At 65.9% G+C, this 13,575-nt stretch carries 7 protein-coding genes; all 7 read left to right on the forward strand.

The features are described 5' to 3' along the window. Nucleotides 1-78 precede the first annotated feature (78 nt). Complete coding sequence (gene rplL / locus ACFV6V_RS20715) at nt 79-462, forward strand: 50S ribosomal protein L7/L12 (protein ID WP_072485559.1); 384 nt, start codon at nt 79-81, stop codon at nt 460-462. A 531-nt stretch (nt 463-993) separates the two neighbouring features. Then, nucleotides 994-4,479, forward strand: a complete 3,486-nt coding sequence (gene rpoB, locus ACFV6V_RS20720) for a DNA-directed RNA polymerase subunit beta (RefSeq protein WP_385566986.1) — start codon at nt 994-996, stop codon at nt 4,477-4,479. A gap of 97 nt (nt 4,480-4,576) precedes the next feature. Next, complete coding sequence (locus ACFV6V_RS20725) at nt 4,577-8,488, forward strand: DNA-directed RNA polymerase subunit beta' (RefSeq protein ID WP_361283376.1); 3,912 nt, start codon at nt 4,577-4,579, stop codon at nt 8,486-8,488. 596 nt (nt 8,489-9,084) lie between these two features. After that, nucleotides 9,085-9,456 carry a 30S ribosomal protein S12 gene (gene rpsL, locus ACFV6V_RS20730; protein ID WP_003948652.1) on the forward strand — a complete coding sequence of 124 codons (372 nt, stop codon included), beginning with the start codon at nt 9,085-9,087 and terminating at the stop codon, nt 9,454-9,456. 2 nt (nt 9,457-9,458) lie between these two features. Then, a complete protein-coding gene (gene rpsG, locus ACFV6V_RS20735) occupies nt 9,459-9,929 on the forward strand; it encodes a 30S ribosomal protein S7 (protein WP_351547885.1) in 471 nt (156 codons plus the stop codon). A 38-nt stretch (nt 9,930-9,967) separates the two neighbouring features. After that, nucleotides 9,968-12,094, forward strand: a complete 2,127-nt coding sequence (fusA, locus tag ACFV6V_RS20740) for an elongation factor G (protein WP_361283374.1) — start codon at nt 9,968-9,970, stop codon at nt 12,092-12,094. Nucleotides 12,095-12,257: 163 nt separating this feature from the next. Next, a complete protein-coding gene (tuf, locus tag ACFV6V_RS20745; protein WP_338677258.1) occupies nt 12,258-13,451 on the forward strand; it encodes an elongation factor Tu in 1,194 nt (397 codons plus the stop codon). The last annotated feature ends 124 nt before the right edge of the window (nt 13,452-13,575 follow it).

Consider the following 13,575-nt stretch of genomic DNA (forward strand, 5'->3'; position numbering starts at 1 on the left):
GCGGGTCGCAGCGGGCCAACGTACGCCCGCCTCACATGTACATCCGGCACCAGCCGAATTAGTGGAAGGACCGCCACCATGGCGAAGCTCAGCCAGGACGACCTGCTCGCGCAGTTCGAGGAGATGACCCTCATCGAGCTCTCCGAGTTCGTGAAGGCCTTCGAGGAGAAGTTCGACGTCACCGCCGCCGCCGCGGTCGCCGTTGCCGGCCCCGCCGGCCCGGGCGCCGTTGCCGAGGCCGTCGAGGAGCAGGACGAGTTCGACGTCATCCTCACCGGCGCCGGCGAGAAGAAGATCCAGGTCATCAAGGTCGTGCGTGAGCTGACCTCCCTGGGCCTGAAGGAGGCCAAGGACCTCGTCGACGGCACCCCGAAGCCGGTCCTCGAGAAGGTCGCGAAGGAGGCCGCCGAGAAGGCTGCCGAGTCCCTCAAGGCCGCTGGCGCCTCGGTCGAGGTCAAGTGACCCTGAGTCTTCGGACTCCCGCGCTGTAACGCGCACACACTGAAGGGCGATCACCCAAGCGGGTGGTCGCCTTTCGGCGTTCCTGACACCTGCGGGTGGTCGTCTTGCGCCGTCGGCAGCGGAGAGTAAGGTGATCTTCGCCGTGCGCCAGGTGACGATCTCCACCAGGTGGAGGGCCTTGACGAACCGCACGCAGCGCGCAATTCTCAGGACGCGTCGTCACAACGGTCCAAGTTCGAGGCATGGATCGACGACCGAACGGGCAGTATCGGTGTGCGCCTTCCGGCGCACGGCATACCGGCGGAGTTGAGAACAACGAGGGTCGCGGAATACCCGCCCTGGACATCAGTGGGCCAAGTGGCTACACTGACCCTTTGCGCTGCCTGTTAGCTGCCTCCTGCCCGTCACCAGGGGCATGCCCTCGCAAGAGCACTGTTGGCCGAATACCCTTTGACCTGGGATTTCTAGCCCTGTGCCCTGCTTGGGACCGGTACGCGCGTAGTGAGTCCGAGCCCTCGGAAGGACCCCCTCTTGGCCGCCTCGCGCAACGCCTCGACCGCGAATACGAACAACGGCGCAAGCACCGCCCCGCTGCGCATCTCTTTTGCAAAGATCAAGGAGCCTCTCGAGGTTCCGAACCTTCTCGCGTTGCAGACCGAGAGCTTTGACTGGCTGCTCGGCAACGCCGCCTGGAAGGCTCGGGTCGAGGCGGCTCTGGAGTCCGGACAGGACGTTCCCACCAAGTCCGGTCTGGAGGAGATCTTCGAGGAGATCTCGCCGATCGAGGACTTCTCCGGGTCGATGTCGCTGACCTTCCGCGACCACCGCTTCGAGCCTCCGAAGAACTCGATCGACGAGTGCAAGGAGCGCGACTTCACGTTCGGCGCGCCGCTCTTCGTCACGGCCGAGTTCACCAACAACGAGACCGGCGAGATCAAGTCCCAGACGGTCTTCATGGGCGACTTCCCGCTCATGACCAACAAGGGCACCTTCGTCATCAACGGCACCGAGCGTGTCGTGGTGTCGCAGCTGGTCCGCTCGCCGGGTGTCTACTTCGACTCCTCCATCGACAAGACGTCCGACAAGGACATCTTCTCCGCCAAGATCATCCCATCCCGGGGTGCCTGGCTGGAGATGGAGATCGACAAGCGCGACATGGTCGGTGTCCGCATCGACCGCAAGCGCAAGCAGTCCGTCACCGTCCTGCTGAAGGCGCTCGGCTGGACCACCGAGCAGATCCTTGAGGAGTTCGGCGAGTACGAGTCGATGCGCGCCACCCTGGAGAAGGACCACACCCAGGGCCAGGACGACGCGCTGCTCGACATCTACCGCAAGCTGCGCCCGGGCGAGCCCCCGACGCGTGAGGCCGCGCAGACGCTGTTGGAGAACCTGTACTTCAACCCGAAGCGCTACGACCTGGCCAAGGTCGGCCGTTACAAGGTCAACAAGAAGCTCGGCGCCGACGAGCCGCTGGACGCCGGCGTGCTCACCACCGACGACGTCATCGCGACCATCAAGTACCTGGTCAAGCTGCACGCCGGTGAGACCGAGACGGCTGGCGAGAACGGCACGCAGATCGTCGTCGAGACCGACGACATCGACCACTTCGGCAACCGCCGCCTGCGCAACGTCGGCGAGCTCATCCAGAACCAGGTCCGTACGGGTCTCGCCCGTATGGAGCGTGTCGTGCGCGAGCGCATGACCACCCAGGACGTCGAGGCGATCACGCCGCAGACCCTGATCAACATCCGGCCGGTCGTCGCCTCCATCAAGGAGTTCTTCGGCACCAGCCAGCTGTCCCAGTTCATGGACCAGAACAACCCGCTGTCGGGCCTGACCCACAAGCGCCGTCTTTCGGCGCTGGGCCCCGGCGGTCTGTCCCGTGAGCGGGCGGGCTTCGAGGTCCGAGACGTGCACCCGTCCCACTACGGACGCATGTGCCCGATCGAGACCCCCGAAGGCCCGAACATCGGTCTGATCGGTTCGCTCGCCTCGTACGGCCGCGTCAACGCGTTCGGCTTCGTGGAGACCCCGTACCGCAAGGTCGTCGACGGCCAGGTCAGCGACGAGGTCGACTACCTGACCGCTGACGAGGAGGACCGCTTCGTCATCGCGCAGGCCAACGCGGCGCTGGGCGACGACATGCGCTTCGCCGAGGCCCGTGTGCTGGTCCGCCGCCGTGGCGGCGAGGTCGACTACGTGCCGCCGGCCGAGGTCGACTACATGGACGTCTCGCCGCGCCAGATGGTGTCGGTCGCGACCGCCATGATCCCCTTCCTCGAGCACGATGACGCCAACCGTGCCCTGATGGGCGCGAACATGATGCGCCAGGCCGTTCCGCTCATCAAGGCGGAGGCCCCGCTCGTCGGCACCGGCATGGAGTACCGCTGCGCCACCGACGCCGGTGACGTGGTGAAGGCCGAGAAGGACGGTGTGATCCAGGAGCTCTCCGCGGACTACATCACCGTCGCCAACGACGACGGCACGTACATCACGTACCGCCTGGCCAAGTTCGCCCGCTCCAACCAGGGCACCTCGGTCAACCAGAAGGTCGTCGTCGCCGAGGGCGACCGGGTCGTCGAAGGCCAGGTCCTGGCCGACGGCCCGGCCACCGAGAACGGCGAGATGGCGCTCGGCAAGAACCTGCTCGTCGCGTTCATGCCGTGGGAGGGTCACAACTACGAGGACGCGATCATCCTGTCGCAGCGCCTCGTCCAGGACGACGTCCTCTCCTCGATCCACATCGAGGAGCACGAGGTCGACGCCCGTGACACCAAGCTCGGCCCCGAGGAGATCACCCGGGACATCCCGAACGTCTCCGAGGAGGTCCTCGCGGACCTCGACGAGCGCGGCATCATCCGTATCGGGGCCGAGGTCGTCGCCGGCGACATCCTCGTCGGCAAGGTCACGCCCAAGGGTGAGACCGAGCTGACCCCGGAGGAGCGCCTGCTCCGTGCGATCTTCGGTGAGAAGGCCCGTGAGGTCCGTGACACCTCGCTGAAGGTGCCGCACGGTGAGACCGGCAAGATCATCGGCGTGCGCGTCTTCGACCGCGAGGAGGGCGACGAGCTTCCCCCCGGTGTGAACCAGCTGGTGCGCGTGTACGTCGCGCAGAAGCGCAAGATCACCGACGGTGACAAGCTCGCCGGCCGTCACGGCAACAAGGGCGTCATCTCCAAGATCCTCCCGATCGAGGACATGCCGTTCCTGGAGGACGGCACCCCGGTCGACATCATCCTCAACCCGCTCGGTGTCCCGTCCCGAATGAACCCGGGACAGGTCCTGGAGATCCACCTGGGCTGGCTCGCCAGCCGTGGCTGGGACGTCTCCGGCCTCGCGGAGGAGTGGGCCCAGCGTCTCCAGGCCATCGGTGCCGACCAGGTCGCCCCGGGCACCAACGTCGCGACCCCGGTCTTCGACGGTGCCCGTGAGGACGAGCTGGCCGGTCTGCTCCAGCACACCATCCCGAACCGGGACGGTGACCGCATGGTGCTCCCGACGGGTAAGGCCCGTCTGTTCGACGGCCGCTCCGGTGAGCCGTTCCCGGACCCGATCTCGGTCGGGTACATGTACATCCTCAAGCTGCACCACCTGGTCGACGACAAGCTGCACGCCCGCTCGACCGGTCCCTACTCGATGATCACCCAGCAGCCGCTGGGTGGTAAGGCTCAGTTCGGTGGCCAGCGCTTCGGTGAGATGGAGGTGTGGGCGCTGGAGGCTTACGGCGCCGCATACGCCCTCCAGGAGCTGCTGACCATCAAGTCCGACGACGTCACCGGCCGCGTGAAGGTCTACGAGGCCATCGTCAAGGGCGAGAACATCCCCGAGCCCGGCATCCCCGAGTCCTTCAAGGTGCTCATCAAGGAGATGCAGTCCCTGTGCCTCAATGTGGAGGTGCTGTCCTCGGACGGCATGTCCATCGAGATGCGCGACACCGACGAGGACGTCTTCCGCGCTGCGGAGGAGCTCGGCATCGACCTGTCGCGGCGCGAGCCGAGCAGCGTCGAAGAGGTCTGACGGGAGTCCGGCGGGGCCCTTACCCACAGGGCCCCGCCGACCCCCAGGCCCCCGTTTCAGACCACAGACTTACGACCCTGAGAGGGATTGACGCATAGTGCTCGACGTCAACTTCTTCGACGAGCTCCGGATCGGCCTGGCCACTGCTGACGACATTCGTCAGTGGTCCCACGGCGAGGTCAAGAAGCCCGAGACCATCAACTACCGCACGCTCAAGCCCGAAAAGGACGGACTCTTCTGCGAGAAGATCTTCGGTCCTACCCGGGACTGGGAGTGCTACTGCGGTAAGTACAAGCGCGTCCGCTTCAAGGGCATCATCTGTGAGCGGTGTGGCGTCGAGGTGACCCGTGCCAAGGTGCGCCGTGAGCGGATGGGCCACATTGAGCTGGCCGCCCCGGTCACCCACATCTGGTACTTCAAGGGCGTCCCGTCGCGTCTTGGCTACCTGCTCGACCTTGCTCCGAAGGACCTGGAGAAGGTCATCTACTTCGCGGCGTACATGATCACGTACGTCGACGAGGAGCGCCGCACCCGCGACCTGCCCTCGCTGGAGGCTCATGTCTCCGTCGAGCGCCAGCAGATCGAGAACCGACGCGACTCCGACCTCGAGGCCCGCGCCAAGAAGCTCGAGTCCGACCTGGCCGAGCTCGAGGCCGAGGGTGCCAAGTCCGATGTGCGCCGCAAGGTGCGCGAGGGCGCCGAGCGTGAGATGAAGCAGCTCCGTGACCGCGCGCAGCGCGAGATCGACCGCCTCGACGAGGTGTGGAGCCGCTTCAAGAACCTCAAGGTCCAGGACCTCGAGGGCGACGAGCTGCTCTACCGCGAGCTGCGTGACCGCTTCGGCACGTACTTCGACGGCTCGATGGGCGCCGCGGCGCTCCAGAAGCGCCTGGAGTCCTTCGACCTCGAGGAGGAGGCCGAGCGCCTCCGCGAGATCATCCGTACCGGCAAGGGCCAGAAGAAGACCCGTGCGCTCAAGCGCCTCAAGGTCGTCTCCGCCTTCCTCCAGACCAGCAACAGCCCCAAGGGCATGGTGCTGGACTGCGTCCCGGTGATCCCGCCGGACCTGCGTCCGATGGTGCAGCTGGACGGTGGCCGCTTCGCGACCTCCGACCTGAACGACCTGTACCGCCGGGTCATCAACCGGAACAACCGTCTGAAGCGTCTGCTCGACCTCGGTGCCCCCGAGATCATCGTGAACAACGAGAAGCGGATGCTCCAGGAGGCCGTCGACGCGCTGTTCGACAACGGTCGCCGCGGCCGCCCGGTCACCGGTCCCGGTAACCGCCCGCTGAAGTCCCTCAGCGACATGCTGAAGGGCAAGCAGGGTCGATTCCGTCAGAACCTGCTCGGTAAGCGAGTCGACTACTCGGCGCGTTCCGTCATCGTCGTCGGCCCGCAGCTCAAGCTGCACCAGTGCGGTCTGCCCAAGGCCATGGCGCTGGAGCTCTTCAAGCCGTTCGTGATGAAGCGCCTGGTCGACCTGAACCACGCGCAGAACATCAAGTCGGCCAAGCGCATGGTCGAGCGCGGCCGCACCGTCGTGTACGACGTCCTCGAAGAGGTCATCGCCGAGCACCCGGTGCTGCTGAACCGTGCGCCCACCCTGCACCGCCTCGGCATCCAGGCCTTCGAGCCGCAGCTGGTCGAGGGCAAGGCCATCCAGATCCACCCGCTCGTCTGCACCGCGTTCAACGCGGACTTCGACGGTGACCAGATGGCCGTGCACCTGCCGCTGTCAGCGGAGGCGCAGGCCGAGGCCCGCATCCTGATGCTGTCCTCGAACAACATCCTCAAGCCGGCCGACGGCCGTCCGGTGACCATGCCGACCCAGGACATGGTGCTGGGCCTCTTCTTCCTCACCACGGACGAGGAGGAGCGCGAGGTGCGCGGCGAGGGCCGTGCGTTCAACTCCACCGCCGAGGCGATCATGGCCTTCGACGCCCGGGAGCTCTCGCTCCAGGCGAAGGTCGACATCCGCTTCCCGATCGGTACCGTCCCGCCGCGTGGCTGGACCCCGCCGGTCGACGAGGAGGGGGACGACAGCCTCGGAGGTGCGTGGCAGCAGGGTGACAGCTTCCGGCTGAACACCACCCTGGGCCGTGCGCTCTTCAACGAGCTGCTGCCCGAGGACTACCCGTTCGTGGACTACTCGGTCGGCAAGAAGCAGCTCTCCGAGATCGTCAACGACCTCGCCGAGCGCTACCCGAAGGTCATCGTGGCGGCGACGCTCGACAACCTGAAGGCGGCCGGCTTCTACTGGGCGACCCGTTCCGGTGTCACCGTCGCCATCTCCGACGTCGTCGTTCCCGAGGCGAAGAAGGAGATCGTCGCGGGCTACGAGGCGCAGGACGAGAAGGTCCAGAAGCAGTACGAGCGCGGTCTGATCACCAAGCAGGAGCGCACGCAGGAGCTCATCACCATCTGGACCAAGGCGACCAACGAGGTCGCCGAGGCGATGAACGCGAACTTCCCGAAGACCAACCCCATCTTCATGATGGTCAACTCGGGTGCTCGCGGAAACATGATGCAGATGCGTCAGATCGCCGGTATGCGTGGTCTGGTGTCGAACGCCAAGAACGAGACCATTCCGCGTCCGATCAAGGCGTCCTTCCGCGAGGGCCTGTCCGTGCTGGAGTACTTCATCTCCACGCACGGTGCCCGTAAGGGTCTCGCCGACACCGCTCTGCGTACGGCCGACTCGGGTTACCTGACCCGTCGTCTGGTCGACGTCTCGCAGGACGTCATCATCCGCGAGGAGGACTGTGGCACCGAGCGCGGTCTGAAGCTGCGGATCGCCGAGCGCGGCGCCGACGGCGTGCTGCGCAAGGCGGAGGACGTCGAGACCTCCGTGTACGCGCGGATGCTCGCCGAGGATGTCGTCGTGGATGGCAAGGTCATCGCGCCGGCCAACGTCGACCTCGGTGACGTGCTCATCGACGCCCTGGTGGGTGCCGGTGTGGAGGAGGTCAAGACCCGCTCGGTCCTGACCTGTGAGTCCGCGGTCGGCACCTGTGCCTACTGCTACGGCCGTTCGCTGGCCACCGGCAAGCTGGTCGACATCGGTGAGGCGGTCGGCATCATCGCCGCCCAGTCCATCGGTGAGCCCGGTACCCAGCTGACGATGCGTACCTTCCACACCGGTGGTGTGGCCGGTGACGACATCACCCAGGGTCTGCCGCGTGTCGTCGAGCTCTTCGAGGCCCGTACCCCGAAGGGTGTCGCCCCGATCTCCGAGGCCTCCGGCCGGGTGCGGATCGAGGAGACCGAGAAGACCAAGAAGCTCGTCGTCACCCCGGACGACGGCAGCGACGAGACGGCCTTCCCGATCTCGAAGCGTGCCCGTCTGCTGGTGGGCGAGGGCGACCACGTCGAGGTGGGCCAGAAGCTCACCGTGGGTGCCACCAACCCGCACGACGTGCTGCGCATCCTCGGTCAGCGGGCCGTCCAGGTCCACCTGGTCGGCGAGGTGCAGAAGGTCTACAACTCGCAGGGTGTGTCGATCCACGACAAGCACATCGAGATCATCATCCGGCAGATGCTGCGCCGCGTGACGATCATCGAGTCCGGCGACGCGGAGCTGCTGCCGGGCGAGCTCGTGGAGCGTTCGCGCTTCGAGAAGGAGAACCGTCGGGTCGTGGAGGAAGGCGGCCACCCGGCCTCCGGCCGTCCGCAGCTGATGGGTATCACCAAGGCCTCGCTCGCCACCGAGTCGTGGCTGTCGGCGGCGTCCTTCCAGGAGACGACCAGGGTCCTCACCGACGCGGCGATCAACGCCAAGTCGGACTCCCTGATCGGCCTCAAGGAGAACGTCATCATCGGTAAGCTCATCCCGGCCGGTACGGGCCTGTCCCGCTACCGCAACATCCGGGTCGAGCCGACCGAGGAGGCCAAGGCCGCGATGTACTCGGCCGTCGGCTACGACGACATCGACTACTCGCCGTTCGGCACCGGCTCCGGCCAGGCCGTTCCGCTGGAGGACTACGACTACGGTCCGTACAACCAGTAAGCGAGCAGCTTGAGAGGGCGGCCACCCCGTGCACCACGGGGTGGCCGCCCTCGTTTCGTCAGCGGCTCTTCCCCGGTGGGGTTCAGCCGGTGGATCCGGGTGCCACGCCGGGTCCCTGCAGCGCGCACCGGGAAGACGAGCTGCGAGGCTCAGCCGCCGCCTGTGGCCATTGCCTCGCGGGCAGGAGCCCCCCGGCCGGATCCAGCCGGTCCCGGCCGATGGCGGCCCAGCGGCGGGCTCAGGCGCACCACCGTGGCCGGAACGGTGGCGACCGCAGGACGTGACCGGCCCGGCTGGTCCTGCCGCGCATGTTCATGCTTCGCGCCGGATAGTTCAGGGGGCCGGCACATGGCGGGGGCCCGGGCCAGTGCATTTGTTTTGACCGAACTCGGTGCGGTAGGTACGCTCAGACCTTGTGCCTGGGGTGTGCCTGGGCTCGTGTGCGTGTCCTCAGCCGCAGAGCGAGCCACTATCAGCCACCGTAATCGTGCCCTTCTCGCCTTGTGCGGAAGCCCGCTCGGTTCGACACACCCGACCGCGTGGGTCGGCGACGTTCCAGGTTAGTTTCACTACGGCACACAGAAACCGGAGAAGTAGTGCCTACGATCCAGCAGCTGGTCCGGAAGGGCCGGCAGGACAAGGTCGAGAAGAACAAGACGCCCGCGCTCGAGGGTTCGCCCCAGCGTCGCGGCGTCTGCACGCGTGTGTTCACGACCACCCCGAAGAAGCCGAACTCGGCCCTGCGTAAGGTCGCGCGTGTGCGTCTGACCTCCGGCATCGAGGTCACGGCCTACATTCCGGGTGAGGGACACAACCTGCAGGAGCACTCGATCGTGCTCGTGCGTGGTGGCCGTGTGAAGGACCTGCCGGGTGTTCGCTACAAGATCATCCGCGGTTCGCTCGACACCCAGGGTGTCAAGAATCGCAAGCAGGCCCGCAGCCGCTACGGCGCCAAGAAGGAGAAGTAAGAATGCCTCGTAAGGGCCCCGCCCCGAAGCGCCCGGTCATCATCGACCCGGTCTACAGCTCTCCTCTTGTCACGTCGCTGATCAACAAGCTTCTGCTTGACGGCAAGCGTTCCACCGCCGAGCGGATCGTCTACGGCGCCATGGAAGGCCTCCGCGAGAAGACCGGCGCTGACCCGGTCATCACGCTGAAGCGCGCCCTCGAGAACGTCAAGCCGTCTCTCGAGGTCAAGTCCCGCCGTGTCGGTGGCGCCACCTACCAGGTGCCGATCGAGGTCAAGCCCGGTCGTGCCGCCACCCTCGCGCTCCGCTGGGTCGTGGGTTACTCCCGCGCCCGCCGCGAGAAGACCATGACCGAGCGCCTCATGAACGAGCTGCTGGACGCCTCGAACGGCCTCGGCGCTTCGGTCAAGAAGCGCGAGGACACGCACAAGATGGCCGAGTCCAACAAGGCCTTCGCGCACTACCGCTGGTAGTCGCTACCCACATCGAGACCGAGAGAAGATTGAGCCTTATGGCCACCACTTCGCTTGACCTGGCCAAGGTCCGCAACATTGGGATCATGGCCCACATCGACGCGGGCAAGACGACGACCACCGAGCGCATCCTGTTCTACACCGGTGTGAGCTACAAGATCGGTGAGGTCCACGACGGCGCTGCCACGATGGACTGGATGGAGCAGGAGCAGGAGCGCGGCATCACGATCACGTCCGCCGCGACGACCTGTCACTGGCCGCTCGAGGACGTCGATCACACCATCAACATCATCGACACCCCGGGTCACGTCGACTTCACCGTCGAGGTGGAGCGTTCGCTCCGCGTCCTCGACGGTGCCGTCACGGTGTTCGACGGTGTCGCCGGTGTGGAGCCCCAGTCCGAGACTGTCTGGCGTCAGGCGGACCGCTACGGCGTGCCGCGTATCTGCTTCGTCAACAAGCTCGACCGCACCGGTGCCGAGTTCCACCGCTGTGTCGACATGATCGTGAACCGCCTCGGCGCCACTCCGATCGTCATGCAGCTTCCGATCGGTGCCGAGGCCGACTTCAAGGGCGTCATCGACCTCGTTCGCATGAAGGCTCTTGTCTGGTCCGCCGAGGCCACCAAGGGCGAGATGTACGACGTCGTCGACATCCCTGCCACGCACGCCGAGGCTGCTGAGGAGTGGCGCGGCAAGCTGGTCGAGACGGTCGCGGAGAACGACGAAGAGATCATGGAGCTGTACCTGGAGGGCCAGGAGCCCACCGAGGAGCAGCTGTACGCCGCGATCCGTCGTATCACCATCGCTTCCGGCAAGGGCGGCGAGACCACGGTCACCCCGGTGTTCTGTGGCACCGCGTTCAAGAACAAGGGCGTTCAGCCCCTGCTCGACGCCGTTGTGCGCTACCTCCCCTCCCCCCTGGACGTCGAGGCCATCGAGGGCCACGACGTCAAGGACCCGGAGCAGGTCGTCTCGCGCAAGCCGTCCGAGAGCGAGCCGCTGTCGGCGCTCGCCTTCAAGATCGCGAGCGACCCGCACCTCGGCAAGCTCACCTTCATCCGGGTCTACTCGGGTCGCCTGGAGGCCGGCACCGCGGTGCTGAACTCCGTCAAGGGCAAGAAGGAGCGCATCGGCAAGATCTACCGCATGCACGCGAACAAGCGTGAGGAGATCGACGCGGTGGGCGCCGGCGACATCGTCGCCGTCATGGGCCTGAAGCAGACCACCACCGGTGAGACGCTGTGCGACGAGAAGAACCCGGTGATCCTGGAGTCCATGGACTTCCCGGCGCCGGTCATTCAGGTCGCCATCGAGCCCAAGTCCAAGGGTGACCAGGAGAAGCTGGGTGTCGCCATCCAGCGTCTCGCGGAGGAGGACCCCTCCTTCCAGGTCCACTCGGACGAGGAGACCGGCCAGACCATCATCGGTGGTATGGGCGAGCTTCACCTCGATGTCCTCGTCGACCGCATGCGCCGCGAGTTCAAGGTCGAGGCCAACGTCGGCAAGCCGCAGGTCGCGTACCGCGAGACGATCCGCAAGGCCGTCGAGCGTCACGACTACACCCACAAGAAGCAGACCGGTGGTACCGGTCAGTTCGCCAAGGTGCAGATCGCGATCGAGCCGATCGAGGGCGGCGACGCCTCGTACGAGTTCGTGAACAAGGTCACCGGTGGCCGTATCCCGAAGGAGTACATCCCTTCGGTGGACGCCGGTGCGCAGGAGGCCATGCAGTTCGGCATCCTGGCCGGCTACGAGATGACGGGCGTCCGCGTCATTCTTCTCGACGGTGGCTACCACGAGGTCGACTCCTCCGAGCTCGCGTTCAAGATCGCCGGTTCGCAGGCCTTCAAGGAGGCCGCGCGCAAGGCTTCGCCCGTGCTTCTCGAGCCGATGATGTCCGTCGAGGTCACCACGCCCGAGGACTACATGGGTGAGGTCATCGGCGACATCAACTCCCGCCGTGGCCAGATCCAGGCCATGGAGGAGCGCAGCGGCGCGCGCGTCGTGAAGGGCCTCGTGCCCCTCTCGGAGATGTTCGGCTACGTCGGAGACCTCCGCAGCAAGACCTCGGGTCGCGCAAGCTACTCGATGCAGTTCGACTCCTACGCCGAGGTTCCCCGGAACGTCGCCGAGGAGATCATCGCGAAGGCCAAGGGCGAGTAACTCTCCCGAGTACACGCTTTAGGCTTGTCACCGGAGCCTGCTGGGACATTCCAGCCGCTACGCAAGTAATGCGGTTGGAATGTCCCGGGCCCCGGCATCCCAGCAAAGATCACCTGGCGCCGGATGAGTAAGGCGTACAGAACCACTCTTCAGGAGGACCCCAGTGGCGAAGGCGAAGTTCGAGCGGACTAAGCCGCACGTCAACATCGGCACCATCGGTCACATCGACCACGGTAAGACGACCCTCACGGCCGCCATTACCAAGGTGCTGCACGACGCGTACCCGGACCTGAACGAGGCCTCGGCCTTCGACCAGATCGACAAGGCTCCTGAGGAGCGCCAGCGCGGTATCACCATCTCCATCGCGCACGTCGAGTACCAGACCGAGTCGCGTCACTACGCCCACGTCGACTGCCCCGGTCACGCGGACTACATCAAGAACATGATCACCGGTGCTGCCCAGATGGACGGCGCCATCCTCGTGGTCGCCGCCACCGACGGCCCGATGCCGCAGACCAAGGAGCACGTGCTCCTGGCCCGCCAGGTCGGCGTTCCGTACATCGTCGTCGCCCTGAACAAGGCCGACATGGTGGACGACGAGGAGATCCTGGAGCTCGTCGAGCTCGAGGTCCGTGAGCTGCTCTCCGAGTACGAGTTCCCGGGCGACGACCTGCCGGTCGTGCGCGTCTCGGCGCTGAAGGCGCTCGAGGGCGACAAGGAGTGGGGCGAGAAGCTCCTCGGCCTGATGAAGGCCGTCGACGAGTCCATCCCGCAGCCTGAGCGTGACGTCGACAAGCCGTTCCTGATGCCGATCGAGGACGTCTTCACGATCACCGGTCGTGGCACCGTCGTCACCGGTCGTATCGAGCGCGGTATGCTCAAGGTCAACGAGACCGTGGACATCATCGGCATCAAGACCGAGAAGACCACCACCACGGTCACCGGCATCGAGATGTTCCGCAAGCTGCTCGACGAGGGCCAGGCCGGTGAGAACGTCGGTCTGCTGCTCCGCGGCATCAAGCGCGAGGACGTCGAGCGCGGCCAGGTCATCATCAAGCCGGGCTCGGTCACCCCGCACACCGAGTTCGAGGCGCAGGCCTACATCCTGTCCAAGGACGAGGGTGGCCGTCACACGCCGTTCTTCAACAACTACCGCCCGCAGTTCTACTTCCGTACCACGGACGTGACCGGCGTCGTGACCCTCCCCGAGGGCACCGAGATGGTCATGCCGGGCGACAACACCACCATGTCGGTCTCGCTGATCCAGCCGGTCGCCATGGAGGAGGGCCTGAAGTTCGCCATCCGTGAGGGTGGCCGGACCGTCGGCGCCGGCCAGGTCACCAAGATCGTCAAGTAAGTTCTCCGAACTTCGGCTTGACGACCTGATGGTCTGACCTGGTTGCTCCTTACGAGCACCAAGCGAGAGGCCCCGCACCGGAAGGTGCGGGGCCTCTTTGCGTGTACGGGCCGGGGACTGTGCG

Origin of the sequence: Streptomyces sp. NPDC059828 (genome assembly GCF_042731955.1) — a bacterium.
Lineage (GTDB): Bacteria > Actinomycetota > Actinomycetes > Streptomycetales > Streptomycetaceae > Streptomyces.

Excerpts from the sequence above, each read along its gene's own strand:
- fusA (WP_361283374.1), top strand. The coding sequence starts at position 9,968 with ATGGCCACCACTTCGCTTGACCTGGCCAAGGTCCGCAACATTGGGATC.
- rpsG (WP_351547885.1), top strand. The coding sequence starts at position 9,459 with ATGCCTCGTAAGGGCCCCGCCCCGAAGCGCCCGGTCATCATCGACCCG.
- rplL (WP_072485559.1), top strand. The coding sequence starts at position 79 with ATGGCGAAGCTCAGCCAGGACGACCTGCTCGCGCAGTTCGAGGAGATG.